The following is a 21,393-nucleotide window of genomic DNA, read 5'->3' on the forward strand; positions in this document are numbered from 1 at the left end:
ATGCCTGACATTCTAAACTATGCGCCGCTGATAAAGCGAATTTTGGTGGAAAGGTGTAGATAACCCGCCTTTTTCTTTGACTATATTCCATTACAAAGATAATATGCGCGCCTTATGCAAAAGGTAAAATTACCCCTGACCATTGATGCGCTGCGAGCAGCTCAGAAGAATTTAGACTATGACGGTCATTATTCTCCAGAGCAAGTAAGCCGCTTAGCTGAATCGGTGGTCAGTGTGGACAGTAATATTGATGTGGCTTTATCATTTGATATTGACCATCAACGTCTTGCCGTGATTAAAGGACATTCCGATGTGGATGTCACTTTAGAATGTCAACGTTGTGGTGGCCATTTTCCTTATCATGTTCACGCAACATATTGTTTTAGCCCTGTTGTCAGTGATGAACGGGCCGAGACATTACCGGAAGAATATGAACCAGTTTATGTAAACGAATTTGGTGAAATAGATTTGCTGGCGATGATTGAAGATGAAATAATCCTCAACTTGCCGGTGGTTCCGGTACATGATTTTGAACACTGTGAAGTGTCCGACGCGGATATGGTGTTTGGTGAACTCCCTGAAGAATTATCAGAGAAACCAAATCCATTTGCCGTATTAGCCAGTTTAAAGAAAAGTACTAAGGAGTAAGGTCAATGGCCGTACAACAAAACAAACCAACTCGTTCTAAACGCGGTATGCGTCGTTCTCATGACGCGCTGACAGTAACTCAAGTTTCAGTTGACAAAACTTCTGGTGAAACTCACCTGCGTCACCATGTAACTGCTGACGGTTACTACCGTGGTCGCAAGGTTATCAACAAGTAATTAGCTTTATAGCTCGTTGATACCTTGACAAATCTAACCATAGCGTTAGATGCGATGGGCGGGGACTTCGGTCCTCGCATCACAGTGCCTGCTTGTTTGCGGGCGCTGGCATCTAATCCTCATTTAAAAATATTGCTGGTAGGTCAACCAGACGCTATCTCTCCTCTGCTTGCAGATCAAAATGCTGAGCTAATCTCCCGTTTACATGTTATACCCGCAGAACATATTGTCGCCAATGATGCTAAACCTTCACACGGTATTAGAGCCAGTAAAGGTACATCAATGCGAGTGGCACTTGATCTCGTGAAAACAGGCGAAGCACAAGCATGTGTAAGTGCTGGTAATACTGGCGTATTAATGGGATTAGCAAAACTGCGACTTAATGCTATTGATGGAATTGAACGTCCTGCACTGGTTTCAGTATTACCCAACCAGAAAAAAAGTAAGACTGTCGTTCTGGATTTAGGTGCTAACGTTAATTGTGATAGTCAAATGTTAGTACAGTTTGCCGTAATGGGCGCAGTGATGGCCGAAGAAATTGCAGGGATTAGTTCACCTAAAGTAGCACTTTTGAATATTGGTGAAGAAGAGAGCAAAGGATTAGATAATATCCGCGAAGCCGCTACAGTATTAAAGTCAACACCTAATATCAATTATATTGGTTATGTGGAAGGTAATGAATTACTGACAGGCAAAACAGATGTATTGGTGTGTGACGGCTTCGCAGGTAATGTCTCCCTTAAAACGATGGAAGGAGTTATTCGAGTTTTCCTTTCATTGATTAAATCTTTTACTACTGAAAATAAAAAAACGTCGTGGTGGATGAAAATATTGAAGAAATGGTTACAAAAACGGCTAATTAAGCGTTTTGGACACATGAACCCCGACCAGTATAACGGTGCTTCTCTGTTAGGATTACGCGGTATCGTCATTAAGAGCCATGGTGGCGCAAATGAAAGCGCGTTTACAGCAGCAATAGAACAGGCTGTTCATGCCGTTGAGCGAAAAATCCCAGAACGGATCGCTTCTCGACTGACAACAGTATTACCCAAGAGCGATTGATAGAATGTATACAAAAATCTTAGGTACTGGTAGTTACTTGCCTGTACAAGTGCGAACTAATGCCGATTTAGAAAAAATGGTTGAAACATCTGACGAATGGATTGTTACCCGAACAGGTATTAATGAACGTCGGATTGCAACAGAAGAAGAAACTGTTGCTGTGATGGGCGCAGGTGCGGCTGAAAAAGCACTAGAAATGTCTGGTATTGATAAACAAGATATTGGATTGATTGTTGTTGCCACAACATCAGGCTCACATGCATTTCCAAGCGCAGCATGTCAGATTCAAAATGCGTTAGGCATCAATGATTGCATCGCTTTTGACGTTGCAGCCGCATGTTCTGGCTTTGTTTATGCATTAAGCATTGCTGATCAATTTATTAAAGCAGGTTCTGTTAAACATGCTCTTGTGATCGGTGCTGATAGATTATCCCATGCGTTAGATCCTAACGATCGTGGCACCATTATTTTATTTGGTGATGCGGCAGGTGCGGCAGTTGTGGGTGCGTCAGAAGACGAAGGTATTATTTCTACACATTTACACTCTGATGGGCGTTTTGGTGATTTATTAGCATTACCTTATCAGCGTAAAGAAAATGAAGATTTACCTGCTTACGTTACAATGGCAGGAAATGAAGTATTTAAAGTCGCAGTTCGTGAACTTGCCCACATTGTGGATGAGACACTCGAAGCTAACAATATTGATAAATCTGAACTGGACTGGCTTGTGCCTCATCAGGCAAATTTAAGAATTATTTCAGCGACAGCGAAAAAGCTGGATATGACAATGGATAAAGTAGTGGTGACATTAGATCGCCACGGCAATACGTCAGCAGCATCAGTCCCAACAGCATTAGATGAAGCTGTAAGAGACAATCGCATTCAACGTGGTCAGTTAATCTTGCTGGAAGCGTTTGGTGGCGGTTTTACTTGGGGTTCTGCACTTATCCGTTTTTAATATTATCAGGAAAATAAACATGACTGATTTTGCAATGGTTTTCCCTGGACAGGGATCGCAAACTGTTGGAATGCTTGCAGAACTTGCAGAGCAATATCCGATAGTGACTGAAACATTTGCTCAAGCATCTGATGTATTGGGTTACTCTCTGTGGGATTTAGTTCAAAATGGCCCAGAAGAAGAGTTAAACAAAACATGGAAGACACAGCCAGCATTATTAGCAGCATCCGTTGCTGTTTGGCGTGTGTGGCAAGAAAAACAAGGCAAAATGCCACAAATGATGGCAGGTCACAGTCTTGGTGAGTATTCTGCTTTAGTGTGTGCAGGTGTTATTGATTTCGCCGCCGCCATTAAATTAGTAGAATTGCGCGGTCAATTGATGCAAGAAGCTGTACCTGCAGGTACAGGTGCAATGTATGCGATTATCGGTTTAGATAACGATGCTATTGCAACAGCATGTGAAGAAGCTGCTCAAGGGCAAGTTGTTTCACCTGTAAACTTTAATTCACCAGGCCAAGTTGTTATCGCAGGTAACAAAGAGGCAGTAGAGCGTGCTGGTGTTTTATGTAAAGAAGCTGGCGCTAAACGTGCATTGCCATTAGCGGTAAGTGTGCCTTCGCATTGTGCTTTAATGAAACCAGCCGCTGATAAGCTTGCAATTGCATTACAAGAAATTGAATTTAAACAACCTGAAATTCAGGTCGTTAATAACGTTGATGTGAAAGCGCAAACTGATGCGAATGCTATCCGTGATGCGTTAGTTCGCCAGCTGTATAACCCAGTTCGTTGGACTGAAATGGTTGAACTTATCGCCGAAAAAGGCATCACACAACTATTAGAAATCGGTCCAGGAAAAGTATTAACTGGTTTAACTAAACGTATTTCTAAAGAAATGAACGCTGCAGCAGTTAATGATATTGCGTCATTAGATGTTGCATTAGGAAATGACTGAGGGATCTCATGGGATTTGACGGAAAAATAGCGCTAGTTACTGGTGCAAGCCGTGGCATTGGCCGTGCGATTGCAGAGGATTTAGTTGCGCGCGGTGCGACCGTAATTGGTACTGCAACGAGTGAAAACGGTGCGCAAGCTATTAGCGAATATTTAAGCGATAAAGGTAAGGGTTTTGTGTTAAATGTCACAGAAAACGACTCTATCGAAAAATTTTTAGCTGAAGTGCGTGCTGAATTTGGCGAAATTGATATTTTGGTCAATAATGCAGGTATTACTCGTGATAACCTGTTGATGCGCATGAAAGATGATGAGTGGCAAGATATCATCAACACAAATCTTTCATCAGTCTTCCGTCTGTCTAAAGCTGTTATGCGTGCTATGATGAAAAAACGTTATGGTCGTATAATTACCATTGGTTCTGTTGTTGGAACCATGGGTAACGCAGGACAGGCAAACTACGCGGCGGCAAAAGCGGGTGTGATTGGTTTTAGTAAATCATTAGCACGCGAAGTTGCTTCCCGAGGCATTACGGTAAATGTTGTTGCACCTGGTTTTATCGAAACTGATATGACAAGAGCATTAACAGATGACCAAAGAGCAGGTATTTTATCTCAAGTTCCTGCTAACCGTTTAGGTGATGCCAAAGAGATTGCCAGTGCTGTAGCTTTCTTAGCTTCTGATGAAGCGAGCTATATCACGGGTGAAACATTGCATGTCAATGGTGGCATGTACATGATCTAATTATGGGGACGTCTTTATATTTGCTTTTTGCGTACAATATAATGCAAAATATAGCGAATAAAGTAGTCCACACAGTCGGGATTGGTTAGATCTTTTCCTGTATTTATAAACTAAGAAAATCATCGCGCAAGCGAGTTTTGATAGGAAATTTAATAGTATGAGCACTATCGACGAACGCGTTAAGAAAATCATTGTTGAACAACTGGGTGTTAAAGAGGAAGAAGTTGTAAATTCAGCTTCATTTGTTGATGACTTAGGCGCTGATTCTCTTGACACAGTTGAGCTGGTAATGGCTCTGGAAGAAGAATTCGATATCGAAATCCCAGACGAAGAAGCAGAAAAAATTACTACAGTTCAAGCTGCTATTGATTACGTTGAAAACGCAGGTAAATAAGCTTGCTAATCTAGGCGGTCACTCGACCGCCTATATTTTTAATCCTAAACTTTTTCCCTCCTTGGAGGATAAGCGTGTCTAAGCGTCGTGTAGTTGTGACCGGACTAGGCATGTTATCTCCTGTCGGTAATAACGCAACAGCTTCTTGGGAAGCCGTGTGTGCCGGACAGAGTGGTATCGGCCTTATCGAAGATTTTGACACCAGTCATCATGCGACTAAATTCGCAGGATTGGTAAAAGATTTCAATCATGAAGATTATAATCTTTCGCGTAAAGACGCGCGCAAGATGGATCTTTTCATTCAATATGGTATTGCGGCAGGTGTGCAAGCCATTGCGGATTCAGGTCTTGAAGTAACAGAAGCCAATGCAAGTCGTATCGGAGCTGCTATTGGTTCTGGTATTGGTGGCTTAGGCCTTATCGAAGAAAACCATACGTCAATGACAAATGGTGGCCCTCGTAAAATTAGCCCATTCTTTGTACCTTCAACCATCATTAACATGGTTGCAGGACATTTAAGCATTATGTATGGTCTTCGTGGCCCTACAATCTCTATTGCAACAGCATGTACATCAGGTGTCCATAATATTGGTCACGCTGCACGTATTATTGCTTATGGCGATGCAGATGCAATGCTCGCAGGTGGTGCCGAAAAAGCAACTACTCCATTAGGTTTAGGTGGCTTTGGTGCAGTTCGTGCATTATCAACACGGAACGATAACCCTCAAGCGGCTAGCCGTCCGTGGGATAAAGATCGTGATGGTTTCGTGTTAGGTGATGGCGCGGGTGTTCTTGTTCTTGAAGAATACGAACACGCTAAAAAACGTGGCGCTAGAATCTATGCTGAAGTGGTAGGTTTTGGTATGAGCAGCGATGCTTATCACATGACTTCACCAGCAGAAAATGGCGAAGGCGGTGCGCTAGCGATGACAAACGCACTAAAAGATGCGGGTATTGATGCATCTCAAGTGGGGTATATCAACGCACATGGTACATCAACGAATGCGGGTGATGTTGCTGAAGCACAAGCAGTAGAAAACGTATTTGGTAAAGGCACAGATGTATTAGTTAGCTCAACAAAATCTATGACAGGCCATTTATTAGGCGCTGCTGGAGCTATTGAGTCTATCTTTACTATTCTTTCGCTACGTGATCAAATCGTACCTCCAACAATTAACCTTGATAATCAAGACGAAAATTGTCATCTTGATTTTGTTCCACATAAAGCACGTAAAGTTGAGAACATGGAATATGCTCTGTGTAACTCATTTGGCTTTGGTGGCACTAATGGTTCAATTCTCTTTAAGCGCGTTTAAACCGTTTTTTGCAGAAAGTTGAAATATACTTAAAGACCCAGGATTATTCTGGGTCTTTTATTTTTGTCCTTTTACTGCCAGTTGTTTTATCATGTGCAGATTGATATCAATAACATAGATTTAGGATGTGTTAGATGCATTGGGTAAATGGACAACAGCAACAAAATGTAGATGCAAGTGACAGAGCAGTACAGTTTGGCGATGGCTGTTTTACTACCCTAGCAATAGAGCAGGGCAAGCCTTCCATGCTATCCGCACACCTTAATCGTTTAAAACAAGGCTGTGAGGCACTTTTTCTACCTCATCCAAATTGGTCTGATTTAAAAAAGCACATTATAGATATCGCTTCTGACACTCAAGCGAAAGGTGTTATTAAAATTATTATTAGTCGTGGTTGTGGTGGTCGTGGTTATTCTTCAAATGGATTTATTACGCCAACAGTTATAACCTCATTGTCATCCTATCCTACCCATTATTCCCACCAGCAAACTGAAGGTATATCTCTGGCGATCAGTCCTGTTACTTTAGGAAAAAACCCACAATTGGCGGGAATTAAGCACCTAAATCGTTTAGAGCAGGTTCTTATTAAGCACCATTTAGAAAAAACAGAATTTGATGATGTTTTAGTATGTGATAATGAAGGATATTTAGTTGAAGCAAATGCAGCAAATCTTTTTTGGCGTAAAGGGAATACACTTTTCACACCGGATCTGACGGATTCTGGTGTAAATGGCATTATGCGCCAATCAATTATTCAATTAGCACAAAAATTGAATTGGAAAATTGTTATTGTGAGAGAGAAGCCGGAAACGCTTTATCAAGCAGATGAAGTTTGGTTAACAAATAGCTTAATGCCTGTACTTCCTGTTTCATGTATCACTTTCTCGGATGATAAGTGCTATCAGTATTCGAGTAGAGAGTATTATCATGTTGTTTTACAACACAGTTTGTCACTTAAATAGAATTTGATGAGTTATAAATGAAGATAAAAAAAATAGTATGGATAGTTTTTTTTGCCTTATTAATTAGTATTGGTGCAATTGCGTTGTATATGATGCAACATATTCGTGGCTTAGAAGAAAATGTTGTTATAAAGCAAGATGAAATGTTACTCACCGTACCAGCAGGAACAGGGCGCGTAGCCATGGAACAACTGCTAATAAAAAATAATCTACTTAACCAAGGCGATTATTTTCAAATTTTGCTAAAAGTAAAACCAGAGCTTAGCCAATTTAAAGCAGGTACATATCGTTTAACAAAAGGTATGTCTTTGCGTGATGTTTTATTATTGATCAAAAGTGGTAAAGAGGCTCAATTTACGATCCGTTTTATTGAAGGTAGCCGTTTACAAGACTGGCAATCTATTTTTGAACAAGCTCCGCAACTTATGACTGTCGCACATACAATGGATAGCGATAAATTACGTGAAGAAATAGGAATAAAACCTGAAATTACTAACCTAGAAGGTTGGTTTGCACCAGATACATACCATTACACGGCAGGTACAACAGATGTCGCAATTTTAAAGCGCGCCTACCAACAAATGGAAAAAACATTAGAAGAAGAGTGGATTAAACGCGATAGTGACCTACCGTATAAATCGGCTTATGAAATGCTTATCATGGCATCAATTATTGAAAAAGAGACGGGGATTGATGCAGAAAGAACAAAAGTCGCGTCGGTATTTATTAATCGACTAAAAACAAATATGAGATTACAGACCGATCCTACCGTGATTTATGGCTTAGGTGATAAATACAGAGGTACAATTTATCGCAGTGATTTAAATGGTTATACCCCTTATAACACGTATCAAATCGATGGATTGCCACCAACACCAATTGCGATGCCTAGTGTTGCTTCAATCAGAGCCGCTGCACATCCAGCGGATACACGTTATCTCTATTTTGTTGCGGATGGAACGGGTGGTCATAAATTTTCAACTACACTTAATGAACATAATAAAGCTGTCGCACAATATCGACGCTTACAACAAAGATAATTATGAATAACAGTAAATTTATTGTAATTGAAGGATTAGAAGGCGCTGGAAAAACGAGCGCAATTCAAACCGTTATTAATACGTTAAAAGAAAAAGACATCACCAACTTAGCATTTACCCGAGAACCGGGAGGCACCCCACTTGCTGAAAAATTACGAGAGCTTATTAAACAAGGCATTGAGGGTGAGAAAGTTACCGATAAAGCGGAACTGTTAATGCTATATGCAGCACGTGTTCAGCTCGTTGAAAACGTGATAAAACCAGCGTTAGCCGAAGGTAAATGGGTGATTGGCGATAGACACGATCTATCTTCACAAGCCTATCAAGGCGGTGGTCGTGGCTTAGATAAAGATCTTATGCTGTCACTTCGCAATACGGTTCTTGGTGATTTTCGCCCAGACTTAACGTTATATCTTGATTTAGATCCAGCTATAGGGCTTGCAAGAGCACGCGCTAGAGGTGAATTAGACCGAATTGAAAAAGAGTCAATGGACTTTTTTTATCGCACACGTGAACGTTATCAGGCATTAACCAAAGGTGATGACTCTATTATTACAATAGATGCATCTCAAACTATCGATAAAGTTCAAGCGGATATTCGCCAAGCACTCACTACATGGTTAGTCCAGCAGGAAAATAAAGCATTATGAATTGGTATCCTTGGCTAAATCAGGCATATCGGCAACTTATTAGCATGTATCAAGAAGGGCGTGGTCATCATGCTTTGCTTTTACATGCGACCGAAGGAATGGGAGCAGATGCTCTCTCTTATGGATTAAGCCGTTGGTTAATGTGTCAGAATAAACAGGGATTAAAAAGCTGTAATGAGTGCCATAGTTGCCGCTTGATGCTTGCCGAAACACATCCTGATTGGCATCTTTTGCAAAATGAAAAGGGCAAGACATCTATTGGCGTAGAAGCCGTTAGAAAAGTGACAGAAAAACTGGAACAACATGCTCAGCAAAGCGGTGCAAGAGTTGTTTGGATCAAAGAGGTTGAAGCCTTAACTGAGGCTGCAGCAAATGCATTACTCAAAACGTTAGAAGAGCCTCCTAAAAATACGTATTTTTTACTTAATTGCCAGCAACCTGAAGTTTTGTTAGCTACATTGCGTAGCCGCTGTTTTTATTACCATTTAGCCTCGCCTGATCATCAGCACGCTACCCATTGGATACAACAGCAGTTGCCGAATGTCTCTTACGCTAATAGTGTAACTGCGTTAAATTTGTCACAGAATGCACCAATAGCGGCACTTTCATTATTGAAAGATGAATGGCAAGAAAGAGAAACTTTTTGCCAAGCGTTATATTCAAGTTTACAACGGCATGATTTATTTGGGTTTCTTCCACAGTTAAATCAAGATAATGTAGATCGTCGCTTGTATTGGTTGTTATCGCTTTTACTCGATGCATTAAAGTATCAAACAAATGCACAAGCTTATTGTATCAACCAAGATCAACAACCTTTAATTATGGCGTTATCACAATCGCCTTCAAATATTGTGTTAGCCATTATTGATGGATGGAAACAGTGTCGTTATCAGCTAATGACCATTCCAGCCTTAAATAAAGAGTTATTACTAGCAGAACAGTTACTAGATTGGGAAAATCAGTTAGTAACACAACATTAATTAGCAGCATAAAATTAATTGTGATCTAGCCGTAATAAAAAACACCTATAAGTCATACCAGATAAATGAGAGTACGTTATGTTTTTAGTTGATTCACACTGCCATCTCGACAGCTTAGATTATGAAAAACTACATGAAAATATTGATGATGTTGTCGAAAAAGCACAGCAGCGTGATGTTCAATATATGTTAGCTGTAGCAACAACTTTGCCAGGTTTCAAAAATATGCGTGAACTTATCGGCAAACGTGACAATATTGCATTCTCTTGTGGTATTCATCCCTTGAATTTAGACGAAGGCTACGATGTTGAAGAATTAACGCGCTTAGCTGCTGCACCTGATGTTGTGGCTTTAGGTGAAACAGGTCTGGATTACTATTACCAACAAGAAAATGCAGCATTACAACGTGAAATTTTCCGTGAGCATATCCGTATTGGCAGACAAGTTAACAAACCCGTTATCGTGCATACACGTAGCGCACGTGAAGATACGTTATCGATTTTAAAAGAAGAGAATGTGCAAGATTGTGGTGGTGTATTGCATTGCTTTACTGAAGATAAAGAAACGGCAACAGCATTGCTCGACCTTGGAATGTATATCTCTTTTTCAGGTATTGTGACATTTAGAAATGCGGAACAAATTAGAGAAGCTGCACGTATTGTTCCTCTTGATAGAATTTTAGTTGAAACAGATTCCCCATATTTAGCGCCAGTTCCTCATCGCGGCAAAGAAAATCAACCCGCTTATGTTCGTGACGTTGCAGAATATATGGCTGTATTAAAAGGGGTGAGTGTCGAGGAGTTAGCACAACAAACAACGCGCAATTTTGCTAAGCTCTTTCATATTCAAAACTTACCTGCTTAATTGAATTAATCAGGAATTAAAATAAATAATAAGGTGATGGTAATGGCAGAAGAAACAATTTTCAGTAAAATTATTCGTGGTGAAATTCCGGCTAATATTGTTTTTCAAGATGATACAGTCACTGCATTTCGTGATATTTCGCCACAAGCACCCACACATATTTTGATTATTCCTAATAAACTTATCCCTACGGTAAATGATGTTACTGTTGAAGATGAACAAGTGTTAGGACACCTATTTGTTGTTGCTGCAAAAATAGCTCAACAAGAAGGTATTGCTGAAGATGGTTATCGCCTAGTGATGAACTGTAATAAACATGGTGGACAAGAAGTTTTCCATATTCACATGCATTTATTAGGTGGAAAACCATTAGGGCCATTATTAAGTCAATGATCGATATGATGCTAAAAGCGAGATAACAGGAAGTAATACATGATAAGACAAAGTAAGGCTATTTACTCATTACTTATCGCTATGTGTATGACGACATTGCTCTCTGGGTGTTTATCATCTCATTCAGATAATAAACTCTATTTTAATCGGCAGCAGGCTATTATTATGGAGCCTTCGGTCTTAGCTGTGGGAATTGTGGCAGGACAACCGATCCTTGAACACCATACTAACGGCACAAGAGCGACAGTTATGCTATCAAATACACAATCTTACCCTGTTTCAATTCGCTATCGCTTTTACTGGTATAACGAACAAGGGCTTGAAGTATCTCCTGCTGGACATGTAAATGATGTGACTATTCTTGGTGATGGAGATACGGAAATTAGCGCTGATGTTCCAGATAAAACCATTAGTTATGTCAGAGTTTATCTTTTTACTTAGGATAAGGTAACGCGAGTATGAAAAGACTTCTATTTGTGGCGATGTCTGTGTTTTTATTAGCAGGTTGTCCGTCTATGTTGCCACAACAACCTCCTGTGCCTGTAGAGCCAGTAACGCCGACAGAGCCTGTAGAGCCTCCTAAACCGATAGAGCCACCAATTGAAGTAGTACCAACACCACCTAAAATCACCAGTATTAATTGGAATAATGTGGTAACTCCTTTAATTAGAGAGATGGCGGTTACTGACGATTTAGAAACGGGTAAATTAATTGTTATTGATAATGTCAAAAATAATTCAGGTGGAAATATCCAAGCAGTAAATGCAACCAATGCAATTATAGAATCAGTTAATAGTATTAGTTCATTACAAACAGTACCTTATGCACAAATGATGTCAGCACGAAAAGCGCTCGGCTTATCAGGAGAGGACAGTTTAGGTCTTCGTAGTGCTGCTATTGGGTTAGCGCGGAATTTAAAAGCAGATTATATTTTATTCTCAACTGTTGATGGCAAAAAAGATAACCGCGTTATTAGTATGCAATTAATGTCAGTTTCTTCTGGCGAAATTCTTTGGAATGGACGCAACAAGGTTGAGTGATCGGTATGACTCAAGTTTACTTAATGCCTTGCAAACACTTTTCCCTGCAACGGCATTAAGTAAATGGAGAATAACGGCATTAACAGGATTAGGTGGTGGGTCTTTTCGTGTGCAATGTGCTGATATTGATTGGATTGCTCGCTACTACGGAAATGAAAGAAAAGAACTTTATGTACACGGAAAAAAAGAATACGCCATTTTAAAACAACTGGCGGGTCTTGATTTATCCCCTGAAGTTGCAACACGCCATGGAGAATGGTTTTTTCTTCATTGGTTATCCGGTGAGCACCTTACCCATCAATCACTTTTTAGTGTCTATTTAAAGCCATTAGCTGAAAAAATAGCAACGTTACATCAGCAAACACCATTTGGTTTTCCTCTTAATTTAAACCATGAGTTATCCCTTTATTGGCAACAAATCGATAGAAAACGGTTATCCGCTAAATGGTTACGCTTACAACAACATTTTTTACGCCAACCGCGATGCAATCTCATAAAATACGCGCCAGCTCACATGGATTTGCACGTTGAGAATATTCTTCTTAGTGATTCAGGTATAAAATTTATCGATTGGGAATATGCGGCTGATATTGATACTGCTGATTCATTAATGACGTTCTTTGCCACTAATCAATTAGATGAAATGCAACAAACGGCATTTTTAGATTATTATTGTTCGTATCATAGTCATTATACAGAGCAAAAAGAGGTTTACTCTTATTCTGTCAGAGAGTTAAGAAAGCGTATTCTTTCAAGAGAACCATTTATTTTTTATATGATGCTAATGTGGTATGAAGTTCGTTGGCAACAAACAAAAAATGGATCATTTTTAATAATGTCTGAACCTTTACGTCGTTATTTTAGTCTGATGAGTTAAAGACATTATCTTGTCACAATTACAAAGAGAGGAATGTTATGGGTCCAGTAATGCTTGATGTTGAAGGATATGAACTCGATAGTGAAGAGCGTGAAATTTTAAAGCATCCTCTTGTCGGCGGATTAATCCTTTTTACCCGCAACTTCCACGATGCTGAACAATTAAATGAATTAGTTCGTCAAATTCGTGATGCATCTCATGAACGTCTAGTGATTGCCGTTGACCAAGAAGGTGGACGGGTACAACGTTTTCGAGATGGTTTTACACGGATACCCGCGGCACAATCCTATGCAGCATTAAATGAAAGTTATCAAGCTAGCCATTTAGCACAAGAAGCTGGGTGGTTAATGGCATCAGAAATGATTGCCATGGATATTGATATCAGTTTTGCACCTGTGCTCGACTTAGGTCATAACTGTATTGCGATTGGTGAGCGTTCTTTCCATGATTCACCTGAGATTGCCATGACAATGGCAGAGAGCTTTATTAAAGGTATGCGCTCTGCGGGCATGAAATCAACAGGTAAACACTTTCCTGGCCATGGCGCGGTAAGGGCTGACTCTCATAAAGAAACACCTCGTGACGATCGCTCTTTAAATGATATTCGCCAACGTGATATGTCTATTTTCAAAGACTTTATTCAACGCCAGTTATTAGATGCGATTATGCCGGCTCATGTTATTTATTCTCAGGTTGATGATCGCCCAGCAAGTGGTTCATCCTACTGGTTGAAATCAATTCTACGAGAACAACTTGGCTTCCAAGGCGTTATTTTCTCTGATGATTTATCCATGGAAGGTGCTGCTATTATGGGTAGTTATGCAGAAAGAGCACAGCGCTCCCTTGATGCGGGTTGTGATATGCTTTTAGTGTGTAATAACCGAAAAGGGGCTGTGAGTGTGTTAGATAACCTGTCCTCAGTCAAAGCAGAACGTATTTCCACATTGTACCATCACCGTGGTCGTTACACATTGAGTGAGCTACAAACTTCTGATCGCTGGAAAAAAGCGAATCAGTTGCTGACCCAATTACAGGAGCAATGGCAGGAGCGCGCATGATTATATATTTACATGGTTTTGATTCCACAAGTCCTGGAAATCATGAGAAAGTTTTACAGCTACAGTTTATTGATCCTGACGTTCGTTTTCTAAGCTACAGTACCTTGCATCCTCGTCATGATATGCAACATTTACTGAAAGAAACGGATAAAGTGATTAAATCCACTAAAGAGCCCGTATTAATTTGCGGTGTTGGGTTAGGTGGATATTGGGCAGAGCGTATTGGTTTCTTATGTAATATTCGTCAGGTAATGATTAATCCTAATCTTTTTCCTTATGAAAATATGACTGATAAGATCGACAGGCCTGAAGAATATTTAGATATCGCAACGAAATGCATTAAAGATTTTCGTTCTAAAAATAAAGATAATGCTTTAGTGATTTTATCTCGCAATGATGAGATCTTAGATAATCAGCGTTCTGCTGATGAATTATCACCTTATTATTCTGTGATTTGGGATGAAGTGCAGATGCATAAATTTAAGAGTCTCTCTGAGCATCTATTTAAAATTAAAGCATTTTATAGCAAAAAATAAGATTAAAATCGTTTCTAAAAAATGGGTGGTTTTCCATCCATTTTTATTTTTACCCGTCTAAGATTTTTATCTCTTTCTTACTTCCTTCAACTTTAGAACAATTGTTTTAAGATGAGATTTTCATCAGCTAATGATCAAAGCCTGTTTTATTACACTAATATCTCTTTTTATGCTCTAACTTTTTGTATTTATTTAAAAATCCATTATGTATATCTTTCTGGTGGTTGTTTAATCATCAAGTAAAGGTACGTTATCGTCGATTTCTTCAAAAAAGAGATATGAATATTCAACTATTTTTGATATAAATCAACTTTGGTATGACCATCTTTCCAATTACTTTGTTTAAGAACAAAAATAACAGCCGAAACGATTTAACTGTCGTTATATAAGTAGATTTCACCAAGGCTATTTAAATAACAACAGTAAATATCTTTATGGAGTGACGTTAAATGTCATTAACAAAAATTGTTATTGTCGGTGGTGGCGCTGGTGGCTTGGAACTTGCGACAAAATTAGGCAATAAATTAGGCCGCAGCAAAAAAGCAGAAATCACCTTAGTCGATCGTAATAATAGCCATTTATGGAAACCGTTATTACATGAAGTAGCGACAGGCTCTTTAGACGATGGAGTTGATGCACTAAGTTATTTAGCTCATGGTTACAACCATCATTTTAACTTCCAATTAGGCTCACTTATGGGCCTTGATCGTGAACAAAAAAATATTACATTAGCTGCTATCTATGATGAAGGCCAAGAATTGCTCGTCCCTGAACGCACGCTTGATTATGATATTTTAGTCATGGCATTAGGCAGTAAATCGAATGATTTTGGTACTCCAGGCATTAAAGAAAACTGTATTTTCTTAGATAGCCCACAACAAGCCCATCGTTTCCATAATGAAATGCTGAATTTATTTTTGAAATATTCAGCTGATGCTAATGCACAAGCTGAAGATCGCAAAGTGAATATCGCTATTGTTGGTGGTGGTGCAACGGGAGTTGAACTTTCTGCAGAACTACACAATGCAGTGCGCCAATTAAATAGTTATGGATTAAAAAAATTAGCGCCTTCTGCATTAAATATCACTTTAGTTGAAGCGGGAGAGCGAATTCTTCCTGCATTACCAGTACGTATTTCGAGCGCAGCACATCATGAATTAACAAAATTAGGTGTGCGAGTCATGACCAAAACTATGGTCACAAGTGCAGATGAAGGTGGATTAAACACTAAAGAAGGTGAGCATATTGATGCTGACTTAATGGTGTGGGCAGCAGGTATTAAAGCACCTGATTTTATGAAAGAGATCGCAGGGCTAGAAACCAATCGTATTAATCAATTGGTTGTTAAGCCGACTTTGCAAACAACTTTAGATGAATCGATTTTTGCTATTGGTGACTGTGCATCATGTCCTCGTAAAGAAGGTGGCTTTGTTCCACCAAGAGCACAATCTGCACATCAAATGGCGAGTCGCTGTTATAGCAATATTATTGCAATGTTAAAAAATAAGCCGTTAAAAGATTATGTGTTTACTGACCACGGTTCATTAGTTTCTCTTTCTAAATTTAGTACAGTAGGAAGTTTAATGGGCAATCTGATGAAAGGTGACATGATGATCGAAGGGAGGATTGCTCGGATTGTTTACATCTCTTTATATCGAATGCATCAAATTGCATTACATGGTTATATCAAAACAGGGCTTATGATGTTGGTTGGTTCTATCAACAGAGTGATCAGACCTAAGCTAAAACTTCATTAATTTATCTTTTGCTTTGCAAGTAAGGCAAAAGTTATCTTTTTAAACCCTCATATAATATGAGGGTTTTTTATCTGTTTTTTCTTTCAAATTAAATAATTAAATGAGAATATCTAAATAAGATAAATAATCTTAGCATAAATGACTAGATGATTTATCTGTTTATATCAAAATAACCAGTAACTCTAAAGTTCAATAAGACAATAGTAAATATAATTTTATCATTAAGAATAAATGAGTAATATTAAAGCTCGGCTCTGTTTTTGGTTATTATGCTGAATTATTTAAGACTTTTCTTAAATAAAAAATGATGTTTAATTCATTAATTAATCAAATAAAGTGTTATGGTATTTCTTTAATTTGTATTAAAAATATAATAAGTAAAAAATGTTAAAGTTAAGCTTAACTTGTTATTTTTACTCAATTTTAATTGATTAAAATATTTTCATAAGTCTTGGAGATAAATTTTAAAATATGAATTTAAAATGAAATGCCACATATTTCTAAGCAACAATTGTTAACCTCGTGTTATCATAATGATGTATTATAAATAGTATAACGATTTCAATTTTTTCAGAAAAATAAATTAAGACCACTCTTAATATAATAGGTAAATCCTAAAAAAGTGGTGATATTTATTTAATTAAGTAATTAAAACAGAAATAAGTGGTGTATTTAACATGTCATAAATACGTAGTTTGCTTATTATGCTAATCAGCATGGATGTTGAATTAAGCTATCAGATAGAGAGTTCATTTATTGAATACTATATATATTAGCCGGTTATCGTAAAACAGTGGCTTTGTATTGCATATCTGTAGCAATTAAGGATAAAACAGATAAAAAGGGGTAAAAGTGAGTGTTGATGTCAGAAAGTACACACTGATAGGACTAATCATTGCATTAGCTATTCTTTTATTTATTGCGTGGAGGTGGGTTTTCCCCCAGCCTCAATTTGCTCATGTCGTTTCCGCTACACCGATTAAATCAACGGTATTTGTGACAGAAGAATACTGTCATCGAATCGGCTTACCAACACCTTTTACACCCGAAAAATTGTCACGATTTCATCCAGCAGAGCAAGAATGTCGTGTGTTTTACATGATTGAAGCACTTAATAACAGCAATATTGCAAATTTCCCTTATCCTCAATTCAAAGAGTGTATTCCTATTTATCGACAAGAACGTAGAACTGTGGGTTATGATGTGCTTTACACTATTGATGGCACGCCGGGGAAAGTGCGCACCACGTTTAAACCTGGCGAAGTTATTGCTTTAGATGCTGATGGTAGGCTAATCTTAGAACAAGAACCCTATTGTTCAATGAATGAAAAAGTCCCTTGCCGTAAAGATTAATATCAATAATATAAAAAGGCGTAATGAAGGAGATGAGCATTTCAGTTACGCCTTTTTATTAGCTTAAAGAACGGTTAGCTCTTGTGTTATTTCATCTTATGATCATCGAATGCACTTAACATATCATCAATAAAAGTAAGACGCTTTTCGCGTTCAGCTAAATCAATAATAAACTTCAATTTAGATGGGCCATCTAAGCGGAAAACTGCAGGTTGTTCTTGAAGCAAGCTAATCAAATAGCCTGGATCAACCTTATTTTTTTCGCCAAATTCAATGAATCCACCTTTGTCATGGGCTTCAATACGAGTAATACCGAGGCTCATGGCATTTAAACGAATGGCCGCATTACGCAGTAAATAACGACCAGCATCAGGTAATTTACCAAATCTATCAATTAACTCTGCTCTTAAATCATTAAGCTCATTTAAATCAATCGCACTTGCAATTCGTTTATAGAATGAGAGTCTGACATTTACATCTGGAATGTAATCATCAGGCAATAAGACAGGCATTCTTAATTCAATTTCTGTTTGTTGATTAGTGAGATCTTCAAGTGATGGCTCTCTGCCATCTTTAAGGGCTTCTACTGCGCTTTCTAATAACTCCATATAAAGTGAGAAGCCTACGGTATTCATTTGACCGCTTTGTTCTTCACCAAGTAATTCACCCGCACCTCGAATTTCCAAATCATGTGTTGCCAATGCGAAACCGGCGCCCAGATCTTCTAGTGAAGCAATCGCCTCTAAACGTTTATGTGCATCTTTTGTCATGGCTTTAGGATGTGGCGTTAACAAATAAGCATAAGCTTGATGATGAGAACGACCTACACGACCACGTAACTGATGTAATTGCGCTAAACCAAAGTGATCGGCACGTTCAATAATAATGGTATTCGCGCTTGGTATATCAATACCCGTTTCGATGATGGTGGTGCAAAGTAACACATTAAAACGTTGATGGTGGAAATCATTCATCACACGTTCAAGTTCACGTTCACGCATTTGCCCATGACCAATTCCAATACGTGCCTCAGGTACAAGTGTAGCCAGTCTCTCACGCGCCTTTTCAATATTTTCAACATCGTTATACAAATAATAGACTTGCCCACCACGCAATGTTTCACGCAAGATGGCTTCACGCACCACTAAATCATCATATTCCCGCACAAATGTTTTTACGGATAAACGGCGTGCAGGTGGCGTTGCGATAATAGAAAGATCACGCATACCACTCATGGCCATATTTAACGTACGAGGAATAGGCGTTGCTGTCAGTGTTAAAATATCTACATTAGCACGCATGGCTTTAATGCGTTCTTTGTGGCGAACGCCAAAGCGATGCTCCTCATCAACAATGAGGAGCCCTAAATCTTTCCAGTGAATGCTAGGTTGCAGTAATTTGTGTGTCCCAATGACAATATCAACAGTGCCTTCAGCCAGTTTTTCTGTAATTTGTTGCTGTTCTTTTGCACTGCGAAAACGCGAGATCATCTCAATATTAACGGGCCAATTGGCAAAACGATCGCGGAAATTATCAAAATGCTGCTGGGCCAATAGGGTGGTTGGGACTAAAATCGCAACTTGTTTATTATTGTTAACCGCGAGGAATGCAGCGCGCATTGCCACTTCTGTTTTACCAAAACCAACATCACCACAGACTAATCTGTCCATTGAAATGGCTTGGCACATATCACTTAATACGGCATTGATCGCTGTTTCTTGATCGGGAGTGGTTTCAAAAGGAAAGCTTTGTCGGAATGCGTGATACTGCTCTTTATCCATTTTAAAGGCAAATCCCGTTTTTATTTCTCGCTGGGCATAAACATCTAACAGCTCTGCTGCAACATCACGGACTTTTTCAGCTGCTTTTTGACGAGCTCTTACCCATGCATCGCCCCCCAATTTATGTAAAGGGGCATTTTCATCAGCACCACCGGAATAACGACTGATTAAATGCAATGATGAAACAGGGACATAAAGCTTGTCATTACCTGCGTAGCTTAACATCAAGTATTCAGCTTTAACGCCTCCCGCTTCTAAGGTTGTCATGCCTTGATAGCGTCCAACACCATGCTGAAGATGAACAACTGGTTGACCTATGCTTAATTCGGCAAGGTTACGAATTAAAGTATCGGTATTAATTGCTCGGCGATTGTCTTGACGACGGCGATTAATTCGTTCGCCTAACATATCGCTTTCACAGATCATGGCTAATTGACGATGATTATCAATAAAACCGTGTTCAGCTGCACCAATAATAAAATAGGCTCCTTTTTCTTGGGCATCTGATAACTCAATGATCTGTTTAGGTGCAATTTTTATCCGTGATAACAGTTCTTGTACTGTTTCACGTCGGCCTTCGCTCTCAACAGAGAAAATCACACTACCTGAAAATTGTTCTTGGAATCGACGTAGATTGTCTAAAGGGGATTTGCTTTGTGCGTTGATCGATAAATCAGGAAGTGGTTGATAACCTAAATTAGTTTGTCCAGCTTTTTCTGGCAATGTTTCTGTTTTAAGTTGAATTCGTGGCCACTGTTTAAGTTCTTTATTAAATTTATCAACACTAAGCCAAATATCATCAGGAGGAAGCAATGGTCGCATTGGGTCAACACGACGGCTTTCAAAACGCTGGTTGATGTCTTGCCAGAATTTATCTGCAAAATCTTGTAGATCTTGCGTCACTATCAGCGTGTTTTTAGGAAAATAAGCAAATAAGTTAGATAACGGTTGTTCAAAAAACAGCGATTGCCAATATTCAATCCCAGTAGGCAATATGTGTTTGCTGACTTGCTGATAAATATGTTCAGGATCGCGTCTTACATCAAAGCGCTCACGCCACTGACTACGAAAAAGCTCAATTGCATTGGCATCAGTAGGAAATTCATGTGCGGGCAATAAATTTATTTGCTCCACTTCTATTAATGTTCTTTGGGTATCAACATCAAAAGTACGCAGGCTATCAATTTCATCATCGAAAAAATCAATACGATAAGGAAATTCACTTCCCATAGGAAATAAGTCAAGCAATGCACCGCGTGTTGCATATTCACCGTGTTCTAATACTTGCTCTACATGGCGATATCCCGCTTCATCGAGTGTTTTACGTAAATTATCACGAGAAAGTATCTCTCCTTTTTGCATTACCAACGCATGACTTGCGAGATAATCCGTAGGGCAGACTTTCTGCATTAACGTATTGACGGGTAAGATTAAAATTCCCTTGAGAAGTGATGGAATACGGTATAGCGTAGAAAGGCGGTTTGAGATAATTTCTTGGTGAGGTGAAAAACTGTCATAAGGCAGCGTTTCCCAATCCGATAATGTCTCTACTGGATAATCACAAAACTGACGGATTTCATCTTGTAAACGTAATGCATTTTGCATGTCACGAGTAACAAGGACGACTAATCCAGAATGACGTTTGATGATCTCTGCACATTCTAGAGCACAAGCGGCACCAGTCAGTTGACCTAGCTGGCGAGTATCCCCTTGTTTTATAGGAAGTTGATAACGATATTCTGAGGACATAAGCGTGTAATGTGAACTCTTTGTTGTAGTTAACTCCCAACACATCTTCAGCGTACTCGCTAAAGCTTAAACTGGCGGGCAGGTTAAGATAAAAGAAAAACCAC

At 39.0% G+C, this 21,393-nt stretch carries 22 protein-coding genes; 21 read left to right on the forward strand and 1 reads right to left on the reverse strand.

What is annotated here, in order from left to right:
• The first annotated feature begins 114 nt into the window (after positions 1-114).
• From yceD to umoD, 21 genes are all read left to right on the forward strand, one after another.
• Positions 115-648 carry a 23S rRNA accumulation protein YceD gene (gene yceD / locus ABN080_RS01445; protein WP_023582576.1) on the forward strand — a complete coding sequence of 178 codons (534 nt, stop codon included), beginning with the start codon at positions 115-117 and terminating at the stop codon, positions 646-648.
• Between the two features lie 5 nt (positions 649-653).
• Entirely contained in the window at positions 654-824 is a 171-nt protein-coding gene (gene rpmF / locus ABN080_RS01450; RefSeq protein ID WP_006537252.1) for a 50S ribosomal protein L32, read from the forward strand.
• A 24-nt stretch (positions 825-848) separates the two neighbouring features.
• Positions 849-1,886, forward strand: coding sequence for a phosphate acyltransferase PlsX (gene plsX, locus ABN080_RS01455; protein WP_349440186.1), 1,038 nt, complete (start codon positions 849-851; stop codon positions 1,884-1,886).
• A gap of 4 nt (positions 1,887-1,890) precedes the next feature.
• Entirely contained in the window at positions 1,891-2,844 is a 954-nt protein-coding gene (locus tag ABN080_RS01460; RefSeq protein WP_109409383.1) for a beta-ketoacyl-ACP synthase III, read from the forward strand.
• Positions 2,845-2,863: 19 nt separating this feature from the next.
• Positions 2,864-3,796 carry an ACP S-malonyltransferase gene (gene fabD / locus ABN080_RS01465; RefSeq protein WP_349440187.1) on the forward strand — a complete coding sequence of 311 codons (933 nt, stop codon included), beginning with the start codon at positions 2,864-2,866 and terminating at the stop codon, positions 3,794-3,796.
• Positions 3,797-3,804: 8 nt separating this feature from the next.
• Positions 3,805-4,539 (forward strand): 3-oxoacyl-ACP reductase FabG, encoded by a 735-nt coding sequence (fabG, locus tag ABN080_RS01470; protein WP_115349522.1) that lies wholly within the window; start codon positions 3,805-3,807, stop codon positions 4,537-4,539.
• Positions 4,540-4,696: 157 nt separating this feature from the next.
• The gene (gene acpP, locus ABN080_RS01475) at positions 4,697-4,933 is read left to right on the forward strand and encodes an acyl carrier protein (protein WP_004247087.1); all 237 of its coding nucleotides are present in this window, start codon (positions 4,697-4,699) and stop codon (positions 4,931-4,933) included.
• A 74-nt stretch (positions 4,934-5,007) separates the two neighbouring features.
• Positions 5,008-6,249, forward strand: coding sequence for a beta-ketoacyl-ACP synthase II (gene fabF, locus ABN080_RS01480; protein WP_349440188.1), 1,242 nt, complete (start codon positions 5,008-5,010; stop codon positions 6,247-6,249).
• 134 nt (positions 6,250-6,383) lie between these two features.
• Positions 6,384-7,211 carry an aminodeoxychorismate lyase gene (gene pabC / locus ABN080_RS01485; protein ID WP_349440189.1) on the forward strand — a complete coding sequence of 276 codons (828 nt, stop codon included), beginning with the start codon at positions 6,384-6,386 and terminating at the stop codon, positions 7,209-7,211.
• A gap of 17 nt (positions 7,212-7,228) precedes the next feature.
• On the forward strand, positions 7,229-8,251 hold the full coding sequence (mltG, locus tag ABN080_RS01490) for an endolytic transglycosylase MltG (RefSeq protein WP_196553258.1): 1,023 nt from the start codon (positions 7,229-7,231) through the stop codon (positions 8,249-8,251).
• 2 nt (positions 8,252-8,253) lie between these two features.
• Positions 8,254-8,901 carry a dTMP kinase gene (gene tmk / locus ABN080_RS01495; RefSeq protein WP_349440190.1) on the forward strand — a complete coding sequence of 216 codons (648 nt, stop codon included), beginning with the start codon at positions 8,254-8,256 and terminating at the stop codon, positions 8,899-8,901.
• On the forward strand, positions 8,898-9,881 hold the full coding sequence (holB, locus tag ABN080_RS01500; protein WP_196553256.1) for a DNA polymerase III subunit delta': 984 nt from the start codon (positions 8,898-8,900) through the stop codon (positions 9,879-9,881). The genes tmk and holB overlap by 4 nt, the downstream gene beginning before the upstream one ends.
• 78 nt (positions 9,882-9,959) lie before the next feature.
• A complete protein-coding gene (locus ABN080_RS01505) occupies positions 9,960-10,745 on the forward strand; it encodes a metal-dependent hydrolase (RefSeq protein WP_340896053.1) in 786 nt (261 codons plus the stop codon).
• 42 nt (positions 10,746-10,787) lie between these two features.
• A complete protein-coding gene (gene hinT, locus ABN080_RS01510; protein ID WP_098943364.1) occupies positions 10,788-11,138 on the forward strand; it encodes a purine nucleoside phosphoramidase in 351 nt (116 codons plus the stop codon).
• Positions 11,139-11,177: 39 nt separating this feature from the next.
• Entirely contained in the window at positions 11,178-11,579 is a 402-nt protein-coding gene (locus ABN080_RS01515; RefSeq protein ID WP_072069893.1) for a YcfL family putative periplasmic lipoprotein, read from the forward strand.
• Positions 11,580-11,596: 17 nt separating this feature from the next.
• The gene (locus ABN080_RS01520; RefSeq protein ID WP_196553254.1) at positions 11,597-12,178 is read left to right on the forward strand and encodes a penicillin-binding protein activator LpoB; all 582 of its coding nucleotides are present in this window, start codon (positions 11,597-11,599) and stop codon (positions 12,176-12,178) included.
• Positions 12,156-13,055 (forward strand): phosphotransferase, encoded by a 900-nt coding sequence (locus ABN080_RS01525; RefSeq protein ID WP_349440191.1) that lies wholly within the window; start codon positions 12,156-12,158, stop codon positions 13,053-13,055. The genes ABN080_RS01520 and ABN080_RS01525 overlap by 23 nt, the downstream gene beginning before the upstream one ends.
• A 38-nt stretch (positions 13,056-13,093) precedes the next feature.
• Positions 13,094-14,113: a beta-N-acetylhexosaminidase gene (nagZ, locus tag ABN080_RS01530; RefSeq protein WP_072069890.1), complete on the forward strand. Its 1,020-nt coding sequence runs from the start codon at positions 13,094-13,096 to the stop codon at positions 14,111-14,113.
• On the forward strand, positions 14,110-14,649 hold the full coding sequence (gene ycfP / locus ABN080_RS01535) for an alpha/beta hydrolase YcfP (RefSeq protein WP_072069889.1): 540 nt from the start codon (positions 14,110-14,112) through the stop codon (positions 14,647-14,649). The genes nagZ and ycfP overlap by 4 nt, the downstream gene beginning before the upstream one ends.
• 449 nt (positions 14,650-15,098) lie before the next feature.
• On the forward strand, positions 15,099-16,406 hold the full coding sequence (locus tag ABN080_RS01540) for an NAD(P)/FAD-dependent oxidoreductase (RefSeq protein WP_072069888.1): 1,308 nt from the start codon (positions 15,099-15,101) through the stop codon (positions 16,404-16,406).
• A gap of 852 nt (positions 16,407-17,258) precedes the next feature.
• Entirely contained in the window at positions 17,259-17,759 is a 501-nt protein-coding gene (gene umoD / locus ABN080_RS01545) for a flagellar biogenesis regulator UmoD (RefSeq protein ID WP_196553251.1), read from the forward strand.
• Positions 17,760-17,845: 86 nt separating this feature from the next.
• Here the strand turns inward: umoD and mfd are convergent, their stop codons facing one another.
• Positions 17,846-21,289, reverse strand: coding sequence for a transcription-repair coupling factor (gene mfd / locus ABN080_RS01550; RefSeq protein ID WP_349440192.1), 3,444 nt, complete (start codon positions 21,287-21,289; stop codon positions 17,846-17,848).
• Between the last annotated feature and the right edge of the window lie 104 nt (positions 21,290-21,393).

It is taken from the genome of Proteus sp. fly-1089 (assembly GCF_040138965.1).
Classification (GTDB): domain Bacteria; phylum Pseudomonadota; class Gammaproteobacteria; order Enterobacterales; family Enterobacteriaceae; genus Proteus; species Proteus vulgaris_B.